This window comes from Acinetobacter sp. FDAARGOS_559 (genome assembly GCF_003940475.1).
Lineage (GTDB): Bacteria > Pseudomonadota > Gammaproteobacteria > Pseudomonadales > Moraxellaceae > Acinetobacter > Acinetobacter baumannii.
The window spans coordinates 228,670-250,479 of the sequence record NZ_RKJG01000005.1 but is presented as its reverse complement, the minus strand read 5'-3'; the positions used below and the strand labels follow the sequence as shown (position 1 = coordinate 250,479).

Sequence of the window (21,810 nt, the reverse complement as noted above, 5' to 3'; positions counted from 1 at the left end):
AAGCTGCCGAAGCAGCTTTTTTTATGGAGGTATAATTATTTAGGCACTGTAATCACAGAAAGTTTATCTACGCCTACACGTTCAATACTTGCCAATAATTTTGCAACTGTTCCATACGGTACGGTCTCATCAGCATTTAAGTTTAATGCTAATTTCGGGTTACTGCTTTTGCGTGACTTTATTTCTTGTTCAAAGTTCGCAAGTGTAACCTTATCTTTATCAAGGAATATTTCACCTTGTGGATTTACACTAATCACCACAGCTTTGTTTTGATCTGTCGATTGAGTTGGAGCCGCTTTTGGTAAGTTTACTTTCACCGTATTTGTTAACAAAGGAGCTGTCACAATGAATACAATAAGTAAGACCAACATGACATCGACTAGCGGCGTAATATTAATTTCACTGACGACATCGTCTTCTTGAGAGGTAGAAATTGCCATTATGCAAACACTCCTTTCTCTTTCACTTCTTTAGCAGAATTATCTTTAAGCGCCGTATTACCAGTCGTACCTTTTTTAGCAGTTGATAGTTGGAATCCTGCTTTTTGATTTAGACTCACGAAGTCCGTTGCAAAATCATCAAGATCTGCGCCAATAGTTTTTACTTTACGCACAAAGTAGTTATAGGCAAGCACCGCAGGTACAGCAACTGCAATACCAATACCTGTTGCCACCAGCGCCTCTCCAATTGGTCCAGCCACGACATCCATGCTTGCATTACCTGAATGAGCAATCGCTTGTAATGCATGAATAATCCCAAATACTGTACCGAATAGACCAATAAATGGGGCGTTATTTCCAATAGAAGCCAGTAAAGCCGAACCTTTTTCTAATTGGCGGCGCTCAGTTAGAACTTGTTTACTTAAATGGCGCTCTAATAAGTCCTGACGGCTCCAACTGTTTTGTAAGTCTTGGTGCGTCTTTTCATCTGCTTCAATTAAAGTCTGAAAACCTGTGTTAGCCACTCGTGCTGCTGGGCCTTCCCCCAATTCAGACTTAGTTACTGCATCTGATAAGTTTTTTGCTTTCCAAAACTCTTCTACAAAAAGTTTACTTTGTTTTGTCGCTCGCTGCGTCTGGACCACTTTAATCACAATCAACACCCAAGTCACAATTGAGAAAGCAACTAATAACCAGATCGTGCCGTCATGGATCAATGAATTAATATCTGACATGAAAATATCCTCTTAATTTAAATTTTATTTCGGTAATTGATAATGAATTGGAACATCGACCCAGCCTTCTACAGGGGTTTTCCCTTTTAGCGCAGGTGAAAATTTCCATTGCTTTACTGTTCTTACGGCAGCACTGTCTAGAATTTTTTTGCCACTACTTTGCTTGACACTGACCGTATCAGGACTGCCATTTGCTAATACTTTGACCCGTAAAATGACTGAGCCTTCCCAACCACGTTCTAAAGCTTGTTCAGGATATTCAGGTGCAGGGTTACTGAGATATCCGGCATAACCTTTGGCTTCAGTCACAGGTAAATTGTCATCTGACGCTTTTACAGGCTCAGCCACTTTTTTAACCGGTTCTGTGACTACTTCTTTTGTGACCACAGGTTCTGCAACTTTTTGTGGAGTTGGTTCAGCCACCGCTTTTGCAACTGGCTTAGGTTGCTCCACACTTTTTTGGACAGGTTTGGGTTGTTCAACTTGTTTAGGAATTGGCTTGGGTTTTTCCACCACAGGTGGAACTTTTGGTTTTTCAGTAATGGGTGGAATTTTGGGTTCAATCACTTTAGGTGGTTCAACCGGTTTTACGATTTCAATCACCACAGGTTCTGGTTTATGAATATCTAAAGCTGGTGTCGGCAATTGTTTTGCAACATACCAAATTCCAAGATGTGCTGAAGCAACCGCAATAATTGCGATTAAGACTTTATTCAACTTCACTGGAGCAGGTTGAATAACGTCTTGATCATGCTGTGCAAACGGATCTGCAATTTCAGTTGTGGCTGCAACTGTCGCAAATTGCTCAAAGAGCAAAGCCCGCTTATGGGGATTAAAGATTTGATCACGCATAAAAATTTAAACTAAAAATAAAAGATTAAGTCGTAAATTGCACAAGCCATGCCAAAACTGTAAGTTATTATTTTTTATTAATTTAATTTGTATTTTTTAAATGATTGATACAAAAAATGTTGGTTTTCAGACAGTGTTATGCTGTTCAAACAACAAGATCCCTTTGATATCACAAAGGGATCTAAGTTTATTATTTTAATTTATATCCTACTAAGGGTAAGACTTCTTCAGCCACGCGATATGCTTCTTCTAAATGCGGGTTACTTGCTAAAATAAAATGTCCCACCCCAATATCAATATATTCTTGCAAACGTTCTGCGACTTGCTCATAACTCCCCACTAAAATACAGTTTGGGCCACCTCGTACATTTGACATTCCCGCCCACACATTCGGACTCACAAATAGGTCTTCAAAACGGTTGCCTTGTGCTAAGGCTTGCTGGCGCTTTGCTCCTACAGATTCAGTGTCTTTGCGTTCAAAAGCATTACTATCGACAGCAATGGTTTCATACATTTGTTTAAGCTCTTGGAAGGCTTGTTCTTGGGTTGGTCGAGCTAAAATATCAATACGCATACCAAATTTAACTTTGCGTTCCGGCGAGTTCTGCTCAAAGAAATTTTGTGCCTGTTCGATCACTTTTTTCTGTTGGTCTACAGGTTCGCCCCAAGTTAAGTGGATATCTGCGTGACGTCCTGCGACTTGTAAAGCCGCATCGCTTGCACCTGCTAACCATAAACGTGGAACGTCATATTGATTCATTGGGTATTTCAGGCCGCCCTGTTCAACATGGAAAAACTTTCCATCGTAATTGAATGGTGCATGGTGCGAATAACCTTTCACAAATTCTAAAAATTCGTTGGTCCGTGCATAGCGTTGATCATGTTCAATAAAGTCCCCATATGCGCGTTGTTGTGCACCGCCTCCCCCTGAAATCACATTCCACTCGACTCGTCCCTGACTTAAGCGTTGTAAACTTGCAGCCATTTGGCTTGCATAGGCTGGATGAATAAACCAAGGCTGAATTGCGATGAGCAAACGAAGTCTTTTAGTTTCTCTTGCCAGTGCAGACGCTAACACCCATGGCTCTTCAGTATGTGGGAAAGCAGGAATGAGTACTCCGTGAAAACCAACAATATCGGCTGCTTTCGCCACTTGCTCGACATAGTCATAGTAAGCAAATAACTGATCTTCATGTTGCGGTGCAACACGTTGTGGAGATTGAACTGCTGGAGTTAATTGATTCCATTCACCGCGTGTGTGTAATTGATGTGCTCGACGACCATCCCCATGAACAGGGATTCTCCATAAAAACTCAACTGACATAATGAATCTCGATAATTTAAAGATTTGACGATATTTAATTCGTTATAAGTCTTATGAGCAGGAATCATGCCGTTATTTTTTTAAATTAATTTTTAGCTATACTACTGTTTTATATAAATATTAAAAAATCGAGTTTAAAAGCTGTGTTGATATTTCAACACTTAAACGCTAAAGAGTGTCCCAATCACAACACAACGGCGGCATTTAACCTCAATAATAATTATAAAAAATTATAATTTATTGATTTATTTAAGATAATTTTATTGGCGTGGTTCTTGCTCAATACTCATATATTTTTTAATTCTTATGATGATATGCGTATTTTTCCACGTCTAGTTTTAGGTTTTAGTTTTTTGGGTCTTGTTGCTTGTGGCGCACAAAAAACAGAAGAGACCACCCCAAAACAGTCTGAACAGCAACAACTCCGAATTGCTGTTGTTGCTAATGGCACTTCGGGTAGTTTGGACTTTATTGGTGTGCCACAACTCATTTCACAAGATCAAATTTTTCTAAAAGCATTAAAGCAAAATCACATTGAATTGAAATGGGAACCTGTGACCACTGCTGCTGTAGCGACTTTGGTTAATGAAAGTTTTCTAAATAATAAAATCGATTTTGCTTTTTATGGAAATCTTCCTGCTGTAGTCCTTAACGCAACAGGCGTTAAAACACAAATTGTTGTACCGGGAGGTATTGGTAATAACGTCTACCTTATCGTTCCAGAAAATTCACCTATTAAATCTATTGAGGAATTAAAAGGTAAAAAGATTGCATTACATCGTGGCCGCCCGTGGGAAATTAACTTTGGACAACTCATACAAAGTAAAGGATTAAGCTTAAAAGACTTTCAAATTGTGAATTTAAACCCGCAAGCTGGGGCTGCTGCTTTATCTGCCAAAAGTATAGATGCCTTTTTTACCTTAAGCGATGCACTTACTTTACAAGATCGCCATTTGGGTAAAATTATTTGGTCATCACAATCTTTGCCCGCAGATTGGAAAATGCGTGCCGAACTCTGGGGGAGCAAAAGTTATATTGAGCAACATCCAGATACCACGCAATTACTTGCTGATGCGACAGTACGTGCAATGGATTGGATTGCGCACCATCAAGATGAGTTTCAGCAAAGTCAAACTAAGTTTGGCCAACCTCTTAGTGTGATTCAACGTGAAAGCCAGAATACGGCAAGCACATGGCAACAAGACTGGTCTCCAGACTATCAAGTCGACTTTTTGAAACAGCATTATTCAAAAGTCATTGATCACGCAGTGAAAAATCAGCTTATTCAAACTCCAATCAAAGCAGATGAACTGTTGAATCCGAAGTTTACCCGTCAAGCGATTCAAAATTTACAGACGAATCATGCTTCAAATAAGCAAGGAAACTAGACAATGAAAATACTAGTAAAGCCACTTATTGAGCAAAATAACGTTTTATTTAAAACCCCACTCCGTAAGAAATTTTCTTCTAAAAAGGTGTATGGGCTGCTCTCTGTGATTTCACCCTTATTAGTATTCCTCATTTGGCATTTGATTAGTTCTTTACAGATTTTCCCAACCCAAATTTTGGTGCCGCCTAAAACTGTCTGGAATACTTTCATTGCGTTGTTACAAAGTGGTGAGCTTCAAATGCATCTCAAAGATAGTCTTTCTCGTCTGTTTTTGGGATTTTCTATCGCAGCAATCAGTGCAATTGCTTTTGGTATTGCCTATGGAGCAAATACTCTCTTTCGTAATTACACCTATATTTTATTTAACGTTTTTTATCAAATTCCAATCTTTGTCCTTATTCCTATTTTTATTTTAGTTTTTGGGATTGGTGAACTGTTTAAAATTTTACTTATTATCAAAGCCTGTTTTTTCCCAATTGCTGTGGCAACAGCAGATGCAGTGAAAAATATTCCTAAACAATATATTGAATTAGGACAAATTTACCAACTTAAAAAACGAGCTTGGCTCAGGCTTATTATTCTTCCATCCATACTCCCGCCGTTAATTGGTGGGCTACGAATTGCACTTGGTCGTGCATGGTTGATTTTAGTTGCCGTTGAACTACTGGCAGCTGGAACGGGTATTGGGCAAATGATGGAACTAGGACGTCAAATGTTGCGCTTAGATGTTGTGATGGTTGGTGTGTTTATCACAGGCGTGGTCGGGTTTATTTTAGATAAAGTTTTACGTTTAGTGGAACAACGCTTTATCTCACCTGCGCTTAGTTCGGGGGAGAAATAAATAATGTCTCAGCGTTCATTTACTTTAAAACAGACATGGCAACGGCCAATCATTTTAGTACAAGGCTTAGTACTACCATTATTGTTATTAGGCTTATGGCAATACAACTCAAGCTTAGGTGCCAGTCATGCCTATGCATTTGTTCCTCTACAAAACATTTATTTCGCATTTATCAAATTGCTTGAAACAGGTGAATTGTGGCTAAACACGTGGGGAAGTCTTAAAAAAGCTGGAATTGGATTTATCTTAGGTTCGATAAGCGGATTAATTTTAGGTACTTTGCTTGCCTATTCAAAAGTTTTAAATGCTTTAGTTTCTCCACTATTTAACAGTATTCGACAAGTTCCATTACTGGGTTTAACACCTTTAATTGCCTTATGGTTTGGTAATGGAGAAGAAGCAAAAATCTTTATTATCGCGCTTGCCTCATTTTTTCCATTAGTCATTAATACATTTCAGGGCCTTAGCCACAATGATGCAAAATACGATGAAATCGCACGTATTTATCAATTTTCATTCTGGCGAAAATTTAAAAAAATACGCCTTCCCCAAGCCCTACCCCATATTTTAACTGGTCTAAATTTAGCGGTGCCCTTTACTTGGATCACCACTACAGCAAGTGAATTGCTATTCAATGCGGGTGCGGGACTCGGCAACTTAATGATGAAAGCCGAGATTAATGCCGAAATGGATATTCTGTTGGTTTGTGCCATTACGGTTACCCTTTGTGGGGCCTTTATGACGGCAGGTATTCATCTTATTTCAAAACGCCTGCTGCAATGGCGTACCTAATTTGTCTTTTAAAAAATATTGTTAGGAATTTATATGTCGTTCTCACTACTTTCTATTAAAAAACTCAATAAATCTTTTCAACGTGATCAAAATACTTTGACCGTTTTAGATGAGGTTAACCTCAACATTGAGCAAGGCGAATTTATCTCGATTGTTGGCAGTAGTGGCTGTGGAAAATCAACACTATTACGTCTTATTGCTGGATTAGATCAAGACTATGACGGTGAAATTTTATTGAATCAAACCCAAATAAAAGGTACCGATTTAAAACGTGGTCTTATCTTTCAAGAACACCGATTACTTCCATGGCTTACTGTTTTTGAAAATATCCATTTAGCACTTGAAGAGACTCCACTCACTCGTGAAGAGAAAAATTTACGGGTAAATGAACATATTGAAATTGTCGGGCTGAAAGGTTTTGAAAAGGCTTATCCACATGAGCTTTCGGGTGGCATGGCGCAACGTGTTGCAATTGCCCGTGGACTCGTCAATAAACCCGATATATTACTTTTGGATGAGCCTTTTGGTGCTTTAGATGCCATCACACGGAGTCACTTACAAGCTGAGCTTCAGCGTATCTGGCAACACGAAAAAATCACCATGATTTTAGTTACCCATGATATTGAAGAAGCTGTCTATCTTGGAGACCGTGTCATTGTGATGTCAGCCCGACCAGGAAAAATTAAAGAAATTATTCAAGTTCCGTTGACACATCCTCGACATAAAGAAAGTGAACTTTTATTTGGTTTCCGCAATCAGGCACTTAATATGCTAGATCACACAGCATAATTAATTTGAATATTGATCTATATTAATATGATTTAGAAAACAGATAATGTCGTGATATTAATATTCTTTACATTTAATTAATATAGGATAGAGAAAATGGGTTTATCTATTTGGCATATTTTACTGTTTGCAGTGATTGTTATTTTATTATTTGGAACTTCAAAGTTAAAAAATCTAGGTAAAGACTTAGGTGGTGCAATTAAAGATTTTAAAGATTCAGTTAATTCTGACGATCAAAAATTATTGCAAAACCAGCAATACAAAGATATTAGTCCAGTTGAATCACATAATAAAAAACAAAATAAAATATGAGTGATTTATTATTATGTTTAATATCAGCTTTGGAGAGTTATTAGCTTTTGCAATTATTGCGCTTATTATTTTAGGACCTGAAAAGCTTCCTCACACGTTAAGATCAGTCCTCCTCAAATACAGAGCAGTTAAAAACCAAATTAGTAAAATTCAAAATGATATTGAAAACGAACTTGACCTGATCGAACTTAAGAGAGTCATGCAAGAAGAGCTGCAAAAAATAAAACAAAATGAAGAGCAGCTCAAACAACAACTCGCTCTTATGCAACAAGAAATTGAAAATGTACAAACATCTGTTTTTACGGAACAAAAAACCAAAGCACGGCGCATCAATGACTATATCTATACCCGCTCACAAGATGAGTTAAAAACACCATTTTTAGCTCATTTTAAAACAGCCAATAAATTCAGTGAGGATCAAGCCGCATGACGGAACATATTGTCAGTGAAAGTCTCACTGAAATGAAATATAGCGAACATTTAAAAGAATTAAGAAAACGGCTGATCTATAGCATTGGTATTGTTTTAGCGATTTTTTTATTATTACTTCCGCTTGCTCAGAAGAACTACCATTTTCTTGCTCATCCTTTAATTTCATTACTTCCTAGCAATTCCACCATGATTGCAACAGATGTGATGAGTACATTTTTAGCACCATTTAAACTCAATATTTATTTTGCGATTTTATTAAGCATTCCCTTTATTCTTTATCAATTTTGGCAATTTGTAGCTCCAGCTCTTTATCAAAAAGAAAAAAGGTTCGGTATAGCACTTATGCTTTCGAGTAACCTTCTATTTTATTTAGGAATTGTGTTTGCCTATACTTTAATTTTGCCTCTCGCTTTAAAGTTTTTCGTCTTGGCATCGCCTGATAATGTGTTACCTATGACGGATATCAATAGCTATCTAGATTTTTGTTTAAAGCTTTTTCTTGCTTTTGGTCTGGCATTTCAAATTCCAGTTTTAACTTATATTCTTATTTTTATTGGTCTTATTTCTATTCAACAGCTAGAAGCACATCGTAAGCACATCATTGTATTCTTCTTTTTTATTGCAATGTTTATTACCCCTCCTGATGTTTTTAGCATGCTTGCTCTTGCAGTCCCAATGTGGTTGTTATTTGAATTGGGTTTATGGATCACAAAATTCACAACGCAAAAAAACATCCATTAAAAAATGGATGTTTTTTCTATGTAAAACCCTTAAGCAATTTCATTTTCATTCTTATTAGGTAGTAAGTTATATCTTGATAAAAGATTACGTAAAACATTACGCGATAGGCCTAACATTTTTGCTGTCTTGACCTGATTGTTCCAGCAACTTGAAAATGCAGTATTTACTATTTTATCTTCAATAATATGCCATGCTTCCCCATCATATTCTTGAAAAAGACGCTTCAAAATACTTTCAAACTCTTGAATAAGATCATTGTCTGGTAACACGGCAGAACCCGTTTCCTCAGAAAATCTTAAATGCTCAAGATCAATTGTTTTACCGCCACTCACCAGCAAAGCATAGTGAATATTGTTTTCTAGCTCACGAATGTTGCCTGGCCAGCTATAGTTCAGCAGCGCATTTCTTGCTCTATCACTGATATTTGGCTTAGTCGTAATGAGCTTCTGAGAGTATGAACTTAAGAAGAAATCAACCAGAGGTAAAATATCTCCTTTACGTTCACGCAGTGGCAAAATATTAAGCACAACCACGTTCAAGCGATAATATAAATCGAGACGAAACTTATTTTCTGCTACCGCTTTACGTAGGTCAACGTGTGTCCCCGATAGAATACGGACATTAATTGGAATTGGTTTTCGACCACCCACGCGTACGACTTCTTTTTCTTGCAACACCCTTAACAGCTTAACTTGTAAGGATAGAGGCAACTCACCTACTTCATCTAAAAATAAAGTACCCCCATCGGCTGTTTCAAAAATACCAGCTCGAGTTTTGTTTGCACCCGTAAAAGCACCAGCTTCATAGCCAAACAGTTCAGACTCGGCAAGAGTCTCGACCAAAGCACCACAATTGACCGCAAGAAAAGGCTTATTTTTACGATCACTTTTCAAATGAATTTCGCGTGCAATTAACTCTTTACCTGTCCCAGACTCTCCTTGAATGATGACACTAGCAGAGCTTGGAGCAATCGTTTCAACTTGATTTAATAATTTACGGGAGTTCTGATCTGAAAAGATAATTGCTTTTGCTCTTATTGGTTTTACAGGAACACCATTATCAGGCAAAGTAATTACTTTATAATCATTATCTAAAAAGGTCTTCATAATTACCCCATAAAACTTATGATATAAGCATTCTAAAAGGCTATATTACATTTCAGTGTGTTTTTTAATAAATAACAAATAAATATATTTAATCCAAAATTCATCTAATTTATTCTGAAAATATTTTCTCTTATAAATTAAAAATAAACACAATCCTTTTTTTATGATATGTTGCTTCTCAAACACAATGTTGTGTTTTTGATTAAATCCAAACACTCTAAAAAATTATAATCCATTCCTATATTCGATTTATATAGGTATAAAGTTTGGCATTTATTTTGCTCATTCATTTAAAATCCACAAAATAGGTTTAATAATGAGCATCGAATTTGTAGGTATGGTTTTCCCTAACCAATGGTCTGAAACCAAAGGAACACGAATTGGCCATAAAATTGACCTTGAATATCTACGTTACCACGCACGGGCACATGAATATGCGGGTTTTGATAAAGTCTTAATTGCTAGCGGGCCAACCAGCCCAGACAGTGCACAAATCGCGGCATACCTTGCCCAACATACAGAACGTCTTGGATTTATGATTGCCCATCGTCCTGCACTCCTCACTCCAAATCTTGCTGCACGTTCTTTTGCTACGGTTGACCATACTACAGGTGGTGGAAGAATCCGATTACATGCAATTACGGGAATTACAGCGGAGCCTCAAGAAGGTGATTATATTGTTGATAAAGTTCAGCGCTATGAACGGACGGGTGAATATCTAGATATCATCCAGAAACTTTGGAAAAGCGATCAACCGATTAGTTATGAAGGTAAATACTTTAAGTTAGATAATGCTTTTTGCCCGTTAAAGCCTGTCAACGGTACAATCCCGATTTCATTCGGTGGTTCATCAGACATTGCTTATGATATTGCAGTCCGCCATGCAGATCTCTATTCACTATGGGGTGAACCACTGGCTGGAGTAAAAGAGCAAATTACTAAATTGAAGCTCGCAGCAGAAAAAGCCAATAAACCACAGCCTCCTGTTAGTTTATCTGTACGTCTTATTATTGGTGCAACCGAAGAACTTGCTTGGCAACGAGCAGAACAGATTCTTGCAGATATTCAAAATAATCCGACTTTTCAAAATAACGGCACATTATCGGGACATAAAATCAAAGGTATCGGTTCACAGCGCTTATTGGCAGCAGCCCAGCAAGGTGATCGACATGACCGCGCATTATGGATGCCAACAGCAACTGCTGTTGGAGCTTATGGCGATACGACTGCCCTTGTTGGTACACCAGACACCATTATTGCCTCATTACTTGATTATGTAGATTTAGGGGTGACGACTTTCTTAAATCGGGGCTACGATCCGATCTATGATACGGTCGATTATGGTCGTTATATTATCCCCGCTGTACGTGAAGAGGCAGCCAAAAGATTAAAACAAATCGCTTAAATATTTAAAGCAAAAGCCGCTCATTCAATATCTTTGAAGAGCGGCTTTTTTAATAAAGATTTTCTTTAGTGAGAAAATCTTTAGTCCATCTTTTATTGCAAGTCAGGTTTACAAATAGCCTGAATTTTCTCTCCCGCAATCACCTTTTTAGCAAACGGAATTGAATCTTTTAAGGAAGCATTAACAGTTTCGCTATGTCCTAAGCCATGATACAAATGACCTTCGACCACTGTACCTGCTTTACAAGCATCTGCCACCAGCTTCATTTGAGAACGAGCATCTGGAGTTCGGTCATTTGCCCCTGTCCCAATAAATAATGGATGACTAATTTTTAATGTAGGGTAATAACCATAATCATTTGACTGTTTCTCTTGCAGTTTTTTATAGCTTGCCGGCGGATTAGGTTTATATGCTTGTGCTGGCGAAAGCCCTGCGGTTTGAATATCTCCCATAAAACTTGTTAAGCAGGCATTTCTTGCTTGTTCAACTAAAGGAGCAGCTTCAGGCGTGAAAATATCGTCTGTTTTAATTTCTGGATATAAACTTTGTGTCACTAAAAAACTATAGATGCCATAAGCCAGTGATGGGCTGACTTCGTAAGGATTTAACTTTAACTGATTTTTTTCAGGCGTCGCTTCAGGATCTTGATAAATCACGCCCGTACCAATTGAACCCTTAATATTTAAGTCAGGTGCGTACGTTGCCGAGTAGGAAGAAGCCGCAACAGCCCCAGCGCCTCCTTGTGATTGGCCAACAATCACAAACTTATTCGCAAGTGGTAACTTGGTTTTTAAAGCAGCTCTACCACTATCTAAAATACTATAAGCCAGCATTGGTTTATTAATTAACAAGTGTGGTCCTGCAACACCTAACCCTTCGTAATCTGTGGCAACGACAGCAAAACCTTCTTTAAGCCAACGATTTAAATATTGTACATCTCGGTATGATCGTCCACTCCAAGACGGCGCACAAGCATCGGCCAAACCTACAGTACCATGTGCCCATAACACCACTGGCCAACCTTCTTTCGGCGGCGTTCCTTTTGGTAAGTGAATACTTCCTGAAACCACGATAGGTGTTTTGCTATCTTTACCACTGGTAGAACTGTAGAGAATCCGAATAGCCTGACTGTCATTTGCCAAACGAATATAAGGATTATGAATCGCTTCTGTTTTTAATAATTTTCCTGCCTGTTCAGGAATAGCTGATTTCCATGTATAAAACTCGGAAACTCGGCCATCTCCATATTTATCTTCTGGCGTTGGAGCTTTTTGAGCGGTGGCCAAACAACTTGAAGTTAACATCGTTGTGATTAAAGAAAACTTGCATAAAGTTGATAAAAAAGTATGTTGCATTGTTATTTACCTTAAAAACTGTCTCATCATTTTTGATTTAAAATTCGTAACTTACGCGGCCATATAAATACGTTCCAAATGCTCCTTCAGGCGCATTAAAACTATATTTGACAATATTGCCGACCGAAGAATCTTTGGCTTGATCAGGATGGCTATTAAATAAGTTGATCGCCCCTAAATTGAATTTCAGGCCTTTCACGAATGCATCCGCTTTGTAGCCAATATCCAAATCTGCAATCCACTGAGGGTCAAAGGTTTGGTCTAGTGCAGTATTGGTATTATTTAAAGTAGTCCATTTATCGTAGCGACGGACAGCCGTATTCACGCTCCATGCTTGATTTGACCAAAGTGCGCCAAGCGTTAACTTTGTTTTCGGCGCAGCAGATTCAATCAGGCTTTGTGTATTTCGTCCTGCAATACTTGAAACAGGAATTCGCTCACCTTTTGCGGTAATAGAATCTCGAGTTTCGGTAATTTCATTTTTGTTATATGCCAGACCGAGATTCAGATTTAACTTACCATATTGTTCAAGGTTTAAATCATGTTTAAGTGCGAGCTCTAAGCCTTGAGTACGTGTATCTAGTAAATTATTAAAGAACGCCACATTGGCAATATTCGAATACGGTGTATTGGCAAAAGCATTGGTAATTACACTTCCAGTAATATTGTCTGAAAGCAAAATACGATTTTTAATATCGATTTGATAAAGGTCCAAAGTTGCCGATGTATTAACAAGTGGCTTCCAAACAAAACCTAAAGAATAATTCGTCGATTTCTCAGGTTTAAGAGAAGTTCCGCCAATCAGTAAAGCCGCCTCACTTCCTGCAACTAAAGTTCTTTGTTGAACATCTTGCCAACCTGAAGCGGTTTGCACTGTTTGTACGCTATAAGCCGAATAGCCCTGCTGTGCCAATGACGGCGCTCTATAGCCTGTATTTACTGAACCACGTACAGTAAATTTAGGTGATACATCATATTTAGCAAATAATTTTCCGTTTGTGGTCGAACCAAAGTCTGAATATTTTTCACTTCGAACAGCGGCACCCACATTCAAGTCTTTAATAATATCTGCTTCTAAATCTAGATAGATACCATAGACATCACGGCTAATTTTTCGTTCATCTTGGTCTGTAATTCCGGCATATATTCCCGGAACACCAACGCCCAAAGTTGTGCTTGGATTGAAATATGGGCCGCGGGTATAGGCAATCGGATCACCAGCATTTTGCTTATATTGCTCCCAACGATATAAAACCCCTGTAGACAACGTGAGTGGGCTTGCGAACCAGTCAATTGCAATATCACGGCTATAATCTAGCCCTGTATTTAATTGTGAAAAAATATTTTCGCCCAAGTCATAGTTTGAAGGAGAATTTGGCCCGTAACTTGGATTAATGCCATTGCCTTGTTCTGTGCTGACTTTATTTTGTCCATAGGTTGCATAAAGATCATATTTACCTGACTTCTGCTCTCCTTTTTTAACTCCAACTGTCGTTGCAAAATCATCTACAGTGACCAAGCTCAATGGCGAGCGTCCATCTGGATAACGTTCTTTAAAATAGCTGGATTGATTCAGTACGGTTTTGGTTGTTGGGGGCTCATAAAAGTTTTCCCCTATTGTTTTACGATGGCCATAGCTACTAAAACCATAAAGTGCAACGTCATCTGTCAAAGGCAAATCTAGATTGGCAGTCACATTGATTTGATCTTTTTGTTTAGGGGAGCCAAATTTCCACGTTCTATAGGGTGTATTTTGTTCTGTATATTGAGCCTTGGTTGAACCATCATAAAAAGTTCGCGTATCAGGTGCTGTATTACTTGCAGCTTCACGTTTGCCTAAATCTAATGCAACCGTCAATGCACCATCGTTAGGAAGTGCAAAACCTTTCCAAAGATTAACTTTATGTTGTTCACCATCTCCTTGAGTGTAGCCACCTGTTTGATAGCTTACGCCACCTCCATGATCTCGTGATTTCAAAATAATATTAACGACGCCGGCAATTGCATCTGACCCATATTGTGCGGCAGCACCATCCCTCAAGATCTCTATACGCTCAATCGCGCTCACTGGAATTAAACTTAGGTCAGTTACCGCTGCGCCTCTTCCACCTGCATAGGCTTGGCGGGTGAAATAAGCGGATGTATGACGACGTTTTCCATTAATTAAAATTAGAGTTTGATCAGCAGATAATCCTCTAAGTGCAATACTTGGCGGAACCGATGCCCCAAACCCACCTGCAGGAGAACTCGGTAAAGTCACCGAAGGAGACAATCGTGTTAATGCTGCTGCAAGATCAGTTGCACCAGTCTCTTGTAACTCTTTGGCAGTTAAAATATCAACGGGTGCAGGTGCATCAAGTGAGCTACTAATTGCCCGTCTAGAGCCTGTGACAACCACAGATTGTAATGTGATGGCATCCTCTTTATCTGGCAAATTCTTTTGATCATTTGCCAAAGTAATTGAGGCAGTGAGTGTACTCAGTGCAAAAATTGAGGAGTGAAGAATGAATTGAGAAAAATATGTATGCATATTAGCTTCCTTAACGATCTAGACCGATATAGCAAAGCTGATGCCAAATATTTTATTATTTATTATCAATGCATTAAGAAATTTAAATAAAAGAATCATTGTTTAAATTTAAACAATGATTCAAAAAAATGCTTATAAAACTACAGTTGTGAAATCTGTAAATCGCTTAAACAAGTTGGTTTTGTAAATATGACTGATATAACTGAAAGTAAGCTGACTGCTGCTGTATTAAATGCTCATGTGAACCTTCTTCTACGACATGGCCATTTTTAATCACAACAATTTTGTCAGCCTCACGAATGGTACTCAGCCGATGTGCAATGACAATACATGTTCTATTTTGGCATAAGCGTCTGAGCGCATATTGTATTTTTTGCTCGGTATAAATATCGATTGCAGAGGTGGCTTCATCTAGAATTAATATTTTGGGGTTTGCCAAATAAGCACGAACTAAGCAAACAAGTTGCCTTTGTCCATGACTAAGATTTTTACCAAGCGCTCCCACTTCGGTGAAATAGCCTTGCGGCAGTTGTTGCAATATCTCATCCACTCCCAAGTCTTCAATAACCTGGATAAGTTTCTGGTCTGTAGCATCAGGTTGAACTAGACGTAAGTTATCTAAAATTGTTCCACTAAATAAAACATTATCTTGTAAAACGATACTCACATGCTGTCTTAAACTTGCAAGATGAATATTTTGTATTGGATAACGGTCTAGAAAAATTCCACCTTGCTGGGGTTCATAAAATCTCGTTAGTAACTGAACCATGGTACTTTTGCCATGTCCCGTTGGCCCTACAATCGCAATTATTTTTCCAGCTTCAATGTCCAAATTAAAGTTTTGTAAAACAGGTTTGTGGGTATAGGCAAAATCTACCGACTGAAATCGAATATGACCGTTCAAGTGTTCAAGCTTCAAAGCATTCGGTTGTTCTTGAATCGTAGACTGAGTGTCTAAAAGTAAAAATATTCGTTGCGCACATGCTGCTCCATTTGCATAACGTTCAAATAAATCGGTCAGTTCCTGTAAGGGGGCTAAGAATAAAAACACATAGAAAATACTCTCTGCAAACTGCCCTATACTAATCATGCCATCACTATACGCATAACTACCAATCACAATGAATCCGGCAGTAGCTAGAGTTGAGAGTAAACCTGTAAAGGGAGCAAACCAACTGGTCCGCTTGCTGCCATAAATAATAGAGTTATTAAAGTCTTTTAATAATTCTTGATAACGAGATTGATTGGTTTCGGTGTAATTTAATTGCTGAATGATTTTTGCTCCATTTACTGTTTCAACCAAATGAGCAGTAAACCGACTGCGTTCCTCCGCAACTCGTCCCCAATGTTTTTGTGATGACTTTTTAAAAATTGCAGTCATTCCAAATAAAATGGGTAGCGTCGCAAATAAACACCAGAAAAATGGTGGATAGATATGCCAAAGGAGTACTGAAGCTAATCCACAACGCAAAATTGCCGAAAGTAACTCTGGTGGCCCTTGTATCAAAACAGGCTCTAGCGTTTCGACATCACGATCGGCCCGTGAAATAATCCTGCCAGCCTTGGTACGATCAAAATAACCAATATTTAAACTTTGGATATGCTGAAATAACGAACGTCTTAAACCATTAATCACTTTCAAAGCTGCTCGACCTGAAAGATATTTTGATACGCCCGCTAAAGCAAAACGACAAATCCAACTTAAGATTAAAATGCTAATCGCAATGAATAAAACAGGCTGATTCAATACTATTTTTCCAACAATGTGTTGAAAGCCCGAATCTAAAATATATTTCACCACCCAAGGCCGAACAAAAACGCTCATCACTTGTAAAATTTCTACTGCAATTAAAGCAAGCAGCAAGTATCGAATGGGATAAATTAAAGGAATAAGTTTTTTTAGCATTCCTCTATGAATTGAGGCATTTGCCAAATTTTCTTCGATTTGTAGATCAGCTGATTTTGCAAATGGGCGGAAATTTTTAACACTGGTATTCATGCATCAATCTCCTGCTGCTCTAACTGAAAACCCATCAACTCTCGATAAAACAAACAATTTTGAACCAATTCAGCATGTGTGCCTTGGGCAATAATATGACCCTGATCAAGCACAATAACGCGATCAGATAAAGCAATCGTGGTTTGTTTATTAGAGTTAATAATGATTGTTTTCTTAAAATGGTTTCCATCATCAGAAAGTCCTGATAGTCGCTGTAAAACTTGTTTTTCTGTAGTAGCATCTAAGGCACTGGTAGAATCATCTAGTGCTAAAATTGGTGAATTTTTTAAAATAGAACGGGCCAAGGCAAGTCGTTGTTTTTGTCCTCCAGATAAGGTAACGCCCTTGTCCCCAATCAACGTGTCTAAACCATTATCAAGTCGTTGTAATAGTTCAGATGCAGAAGCTAAATGTAAAGCCTCTTTCATCTCTTGCTCCGTTGCATCTTGCTTAGCAACTCTTAAGTTATCTGCCAGTGTGCCACTAAAAAAGAAATTTTCTTGAGGAATGATCTGAATCCAATGTCGTAATTCAAATAGGCTCAAATCTTTAATATTCGTCCATCCCATTTGCTCAGAACCAATTAAAACTTGCCCTTCTGTTGGGTCAATAAACCGATTGAGTAAATTCATCAAAGTCGTTTTACCTGAGCCTGTCTTACCGACAACAGTAACGATTTCACCTGCTCGAAATTCAACACTGCATTGCTTTAAAATAAAATTTTTTGTTGTTTTATCCTGAAAGCTGACATTTTCTAATTTAATGCTTAATTCATCACGCCATTGCAACGTTAGAGGATATTGTTGATCTTCAATTGCGGACTTCTCATCTAGCATTTGCCAGATTCTTGTTGCAGACGAGCGAGCATCGGCAAAAATATGTAAGACCTGACCAATGCTTTCAATACGAAACACCAATAAATTTGCCATGAGAATGGCAGCAACAAATTGCCCTACTTGCAACTGATTTTGACCAATTAAATAAGCACCAAAAGCAATGACCCATAAGTAAGAACCCGCAATAATTACTTGCGGAATAGGTAACCGTTTTGCACTTGTCTTGATGGTCTGAATAGAATGATGAATAAATAGATCTACAGCATGGTTAAAACGTTGTAAAAGTTTCTCTTCGAGTTGAAAAGCTTTGACTACCCGAATTCCATTGACGCTTTCTGCCAATGTATCGCTGACTTTTTCATATGCAGATGCAACTTGATGGTCCAGAACCACCAATTGATTGGTCAGTTTAAATAGAACCCAAAGCCCTAAAAAAATAAATAATAAAGGAACTAGGCCAAGCCAAGGATGATACCAACACAAGAGCCCAACGTAACAACCAAGCTTGACTCAAATACTTGACGCCAAAAATTGATGAGCGCTTCTTTTAATTTATCTGAATCACGTGTTGTACGAGATAATACTTCTCCTAGCCCATGTTTCCAGTGCCATGAAACATCTAAATGCTGTACTTGGCTAAAGATTCTTTCCCTTAAAATACTTAGCAGTTGCTGGCCAATGGTTAAAGCACTTAACCCTGCTAAATATTGAATAATAGCTCTAATACTTGCAATACTCGTAAGTAGAATGAACCAAAACCAAGGATTTAAAGGATCAGTGATAGCATGCTGAAATAAGGTTGCTCGTTCACTATGTTTTAAGGTATCAATCGCATGACCGATTGAATACTGTTGAAGTGCTAACCCGATATTTGCGATAACAAATAAGGTCGCCGTCAATACAAAACGAAATGGCATAAAACGATATAAAGCCAAACTTCGCAATAATGGATAATTTTTAAACATAAAAGATAGTAAAAATTTAAGATTCCGTTTTATTGCGAGATTCATGCCAAATTAATGACCTTAAAAAATATTTTAAATTATTGTTTTATATTGTTTTTATAGAGCGCTATTTATGGGGGTGTTGTTTTTAAAACACCAACGCAATTCTTGTGTTGTAATCGCAACAAAATTTGATATATCAACATCATAAAAAAAGATATTAAAAATAATTTATAAATATCAATAAATTAATGAGTGGCATCAATTTTGCTTTAAAGCATGAAAACCACAAAAGGATGTCACGATGACAACACTTCAAACTCAACCATTAAACACACTTTGGTATACACGCTGCCCCGTACCAACTGGTCTAGGCATTTCAATTCAAAAAGGTTGGCTCAAAGAAAAATTTAATGAGCAGCAGATTGAAATAAAATCAATTCGAGAATCAAACTCCAAAGATATTCGTAACTCCCATTTTAACCATACCCTTGCCAACTCAGTTCGACATGGCGGCAGTATTCCTGCAATTTGGGCATATGCATCTGGTCAAAAAACCAAAGTGATTGGCTTATCTTGGGCTGATGAAGTTCAATTGTTATTAACACGCTACGATTCAAACATCAAAACTGTTGCAGACTTAAAAGGCAAACGTTTTGGTATTCCACTGAATCAAGATGCAATTATTGATTTCTCACGTGCACAGGCGATTCGTGGTTTAGAGAATGCCTTAAAAATAGTGGATTTGAAGGTGAGCGATCTTGAGCTGGTCGATTGTTTACGAGCAGATATTTTAGCTGCACAGCAACAACAGCCTGAAGAAAATGATTCTAGTTTTTATGGTAATCGTAACAAAATTAATGCAAGTGCAGAAATCGTGGCATTAATTAAAGGTGATGTCGATGCTATTTTCCTAAAAGGTGCACATGCTGCGCAAATTGCTCATGATTTCGCCCTGCATACTATTATTGATATTGGCTCACATCCAGACCCTATTCTACGCTCTAATAATGGAACACCAAGAACGCTCACTGTTGATGAAGATTTTCTAACGCAATATCCAGAGCAAGCCCAAGCGATTGTCGATGCTGTTTTACAAGCAGAACAATGGGCTCATGCCCATCCCGATGAAACCCATCGTTATTTGGCAAAAGAGTGTAATAGCAGTGAACAATGGGTTCATGCGGCGTATGGTGCAGATGCGCATCTGAAACTCAACACTAACTTTGATGAGACTTCTATTGTTGCTTTACAAGACCTGAGTGACTTTCTATACCGCTGGAACTTTATTCCTGCACAGATTAATGTTCGTGAATGGCTGGCGCAGGATATTTCTATTCAAGCTCAAGTGGCTTAATACTTCAAAACAAAAAGGTTGTCTTGATGACAACCTTTTTTATTTTTAGCATCCAAATTCAAGTAACCCTAAACTATCGTAGTAGTTAGCATCGGTAATGTTAATCTCTTTAACAACAATTATTTTAACGGAGTCTTATCGAGTTTTATCCAATTTTAGGATTAGCTTTCAGCTGGAGTTACTTTGGTTTCGCCCAAAGTAACCAAAGGCATTGTCATCTGCAAAACCTGTTCTTTTCTTGGATTTATTAAAACCTCTCGTAGAAACAGCCTCTTGTTTAAACCATGCAGGTTGCAGATGACGTTTCCGAGTATCATATTTACTTTCGAACTCGGGTTATTTATTAAATTTAGTCACATTTTCCGCCTGTTTCTTCAGAAGTACCGAGTTGTATTCTCCTGGTGGAATATTATTTAAATAATAATTTCCTACATGATATAGCCTCCAGCGAATTGGATCATGCGTGGTGTGGGTTCGTGCGTTACGCCAGAAACGGTCTAGATTCCATTTCGATAAGGTTGAACTTGCGCCGAGTAATCCAAAAATTTCACTCGAAATTTTTAAAGATGCATGATCAGACTGACTACGGGTAGCAGCAACCGATAAAATCAGTTCCGTTTGTAAGTCTTCATCTTCTACATTTGCCAAATGCTGTTCAAAAATTTGTGCTGAACGATCTAACAATGCCTCAGCCGAACGGACCAAAACAGCAAACTCACCAATTTGTTTAATAATATGAGATTCATGTGTAGGTGAATCGACCCCACTTTCTACCCAAGGTCGAGCATGATGTTGTAAATAATCAATCCCGCCTTGTAATGCCCCTTTGGCAATTCCTGTGTCCATTGCAGCGTGTAAAATCTGAGGCCAAGTGAGTCCCGTACGTAAAACCGTGCCTAAACCACCAGTATTCCGCTTAGCAATATAACGTTCATCAACAATCACATCTTTAAAATTAACAGTGCCACTGACGCTATTATTTTGTCCCATTGCATCCCAGTCATCAAGCAACTCTACTCCCTCTGTATCTCGATGAATTAAAATCGAGACTGGTCCATCATCACTACCCGCAAATAAAGAAATCCATTCTGCAAGTAAAGAGCCCGTAGAATAAAACTTACTCCCGTTTAGAATTAATTGTCCTTCTGCATTCCTTTCTACGCGTGTTTTATGCTGGAACTTATCTTTGCCTCCCACTTCTGCAAGTGCATTGCCTAAACGCTTTCCACTTAATACATCGGCAAGTAATTGATCACGAATTTCATTGTCATAGCCAGTTAAAATTCCTCGGAACATAGTGAAGTGAATCTGTAATAACTGCCCTACACCACCATCGGCAGATGAAATAATTTTCACCACATTGACCAAGGTTGAAATACTGGCACCTAAGCCTCCAAATTGCTTGGGCACAATAATCGCGGTTAAACCAGCTTCTGAAATTAAACGCGCCTGATCATAAGGGACAGTCTTGTTATAACTTGGATCTTGAGCAAATTGATTCAGTTGATCTGCCACCTCATTTGCAATCTCAAGTGCTTCTTGCTCGCTTTGAATATGTCTTACGCTACCTAATTCTAAAAAACTGTGTTGGTTAATATCGTTCATTTTTAACTCCGAAAAATCTGTTCTTT

At 38.1% G+C, this 21,810-nt stretch carries 18 protein-coding genes and 1 pseudogene; 9 read left to right on the top strand and 10 right to left on the bottom strand.

Features of this window, described 5'->3' with window-relative positions; all coding sequences use genetic code 11:
- Nucleotides 1-35 precede the first annotated feature (35 nt).
- From EGS71_RS02660 to EGS71_RS02645, 4 genes are all read right to left on the bottom strand, one after another.
- Complete coding sequence (locus EGS71_RS02660; RefSeq protein WP_001018517.1) at nt 36-440, bottom strand: ExbD/TolR family protein; 405 nt, start codon at nt 438-440, stop codon at nt 36-38.
- Nucleotides 440-1,174, bottom strand: coding sequence for a MotA/TolQ/ExbB proton channel family protein (locus EGS71_RS02655; protein WP_001280218.1), 735 nt, complete (start codon nt 1,172-1,174; stop codon nt 440-442). The genes EGS71_RS02660 and EGS71_RS02655 overlap by 1 nt, the downstream gene beginning before the upstream one ends.
- Before the next feature lie 24 nt (nt 1,175-1,198).
- On the bottom strand, nt 1,199-2,026 hold the full coding sequence (locus EGS71_RS02650) for an energy transducer TonB (RefSeq protein ID WP_001205598.1): 828 nt from the start codon (nt 2,024-2,026) through the stop codon (nt 1,199-1,201).
- A 190-nt stretch (nt 2,027-2,216) separates the two neighbouring features.
- Nucleotides 2,217-3,350: an LLM class flavin-dependent oxidoreductase gene (locus EGS71_RS02645; protein ID WP_000109977.1), complete on the bottom strand. Its 1,134-nt coding sequence runs from the start codon at nt 3,348-3,350 to the stop codon at nt 2,217-2,219.
- 314 nt (nt 3,351-3,664) lie between these two features.
- On the opposite strand from EGS71_RS02645, the gene EGS71_RS02640 reads away from it, so the two are divergent.
- The 7 genes from EGS71_RS02640 to tatC all read left to right on the top strand — a co-directional run bounded on the left by EGS71_RS02640 (nt 3,665) and on the right by tatC (nt 8,647).
- Nucleotides 3,665-4,738 (top strand): ABC transporter substrate-binding protein, encoded by a 1,074-nt coding sequence (locus EGS71_RS02640; protein ID WP_001218013.1) that lies wholly within the window; start codon nt 3,665-3,667, stop codon nt 4,736-4,738.
- A gap of 3 nt (nt 4,739-4,741) precedes the next feature.
- Nucleotides 4,742-5,581 carry an ABC transporter permease gene (locus tag EGS71_RS02635; RefSeq protein ID WP_000699298.1) on the top strand — a complete coding sequence of 280 codons (840 nt, stop codon included), beginning with the start codon at nt 4,742-4,744 and terminating at the stop codon, nt 5,579-5,581.
- Between the two features lie 3 nt (nt 5,582-5,584).
- Nucleotides 5,585-6,373 carry an ABC transporter permease gene (locus EGS71_RS02630; protein WP_000083104.1) on the top strand — a complete coding sequence of 263 codons (789 nt, stop codon included), beginning with the start codon at nt 5,585-5,587 and terminating at the stop codon, nt 6,371-6,373.
- Between the two features lie 18 nt (nt 6,374-6,391).
- A complete protein-coding gene (locus EGS71_RS02625) occupies nt 6,392-7,162 on the top strand; it encodes an ABC transporter ATP-binding protein (protein ID WP_085944063.1) in 771 nt (256 codons plus the stop codon).
- 96 nt (nt 7,163-7,258) lie between these two features.
- Nucleotides 7,259-7,474: a Sec-independent protein translocase subunit TatA gene (locus EGS71_RS02620; RefSeq protein WP_000524467.1), complete on the top strand. Its 216-nt coding sequence runs from the start codon at nt 7,259-7,261 to the stop codon at nt 7,472-7,474.
- Nucleotides 7,475-7,487: 13 nt separating this feature from the next.
- On the top strand, nt 7,488-7,904 hold the full coding sequence (tatB, locus tag EGS71_RS02615) for a Sec-independent protein translocase protein TatB (protein ID WP_000481985.1): 417 nt from the start codon (nt 7,488-7,490) through the stop codon (nt 7,902-7,904).
- Complete coding sequence (gene tatC / locus EGS71_RS02610; protein WP_000134754.1) at nt 7,901-8,647, top strand: twin-arginine translocase subunit TatC; 747 nt, start codon at nt 7,901-7,903, stop codon at nt 8,645-8,647. The genes tatB and tatC overlap by 4 nt, the downstream gene beginning before the upstream one ends.
- 29 nt (nt 8,648-8,676) lie before the next feature.
- On the opposite strand, the gene EGS71_RS02605 is transcribed toward tatC, so the two are convergent.
- Complete coding sequence (locus tag EGS71_RS02605) at nt 8,677-9,753, bottom strand: sigma-54 interaction domain-containing protein (RefSeq protein ID WP_000846949.1); 1,077 nt, start codon at nt 9,751-9,753, stop codon at nt 8,677-8,679.
- A 316-nt stretch (nt 9,754-10,069) separates the two neighbouring features.
- Here EGS71_RS02605 and EGS71_RS02600 point away from each other — a divergent pair, with 316 nt between their 5' ends.
- Complete coding sequence (locus EGS71_RS02600) at nt 10,070-11,158, top strand: LLM class flavin-dependent oxidoreductase (protein WP_000020987.1); 1,089 nt, start codon at nt 10,070-10,072, stop codon at nt 11,156-11,158.
- A 92-nt stretch (nt 11,159-11,250) separates the two neighbouring features.
- Here EGS71_RS02600 and EGS71_RS02595 read toward each other — a convergent pair whose 3' ends face one another.
- The 4 genes and pseudogenes from EGS71_RS02595 to EGS71_RS02575 all read right to left on the bottom strand — a co-directional run bounded on the left by EGS71_RS02595 (nt 11,251) and on the right by EGS71_RS02575 (nt 18,843).
- Nucleotides 11,251-12,513 carry a lipase family protein gene (locus tag EGS71_RS02595; RefSeq protein ID WP_001164867.1) on the bottom strand — a complete coding sequence of 421 codons (1,263 nt, stop codon included), beginning with the start codon at nt 12,511-12,513 and terminating at the stop codon, nt 11,251-11,253.
- Nucleotides 12,514-12,550: 37 nt separating this feature from the next.
- Nucleotides 12,551-15,043: a TonB-dependent receptor plug domain-containing protein gene (locus EGS71_RS02590; RefSeq protein WP_000557770.1), complete on the bottom strand. Its 2,493-nt coding sequence runs from the start codon at nt 15,041-15,043 to the stop codon at nt 12,551-12,553.
- Nucleotides 15,044-15,209: 166 nt separating this feature from the next.
- Nucleotides 15,210-17,042: an ABC transporter ATP-binding protein gene (locus tag EGS71_RS02580; RefSeq protein WP_001098214.1), complete on the bottom strand. Its 1,833-nt coding sequence runs from the start codon at nt 17,040-17,042 to the stop codon at nt 15,210-15,212.
- A pseudogene (locus EGS71_RS02575) lies at nt 17,039-18,843 on the bottom strand (ABC transporter ATP-binding protein). Before EGS71_RS02575 ends, EGS71_RS02580 begins: the two are co-directional and overlap by 4 nt.
- Nucleotides 18,844-19,126: 283 nt before the next feature.
- On the opposite strand from EGS71_RS02575, the gene EGS71_RS02570 reads away from it, so the two are divergent.
- Nucleotides 19,127-20,179, top strand: a complete 1,053-nt coding sequence (locus EGS71_RS02570) for an ABC transporter substrate-binding protein (RefSeq protein WP_000209743.1) — start codon at nt 19,127-19,129, stop codon at nt 20,177-20,179.
- Nucleotides 20,180-20,515: 336 nt separating this feature from the next.
- On the opposite strand, the gene EGS71_RS02565 is transcribed toward EGS71_RS02570, so the two are convergent.
- A complete protein-coding gene (locus EGS71_RS02565; RefSeq protein ID WP_000997919.1) occupies nt 20,516-21,784 on the bottom strand; it encodes an acyl-CoA dehydrogenase family protein in 1,269 nt (422 codons plus the stop codon).
- Nucleotides 21,785-21,810: the final 26 nt, after the last annotated feature.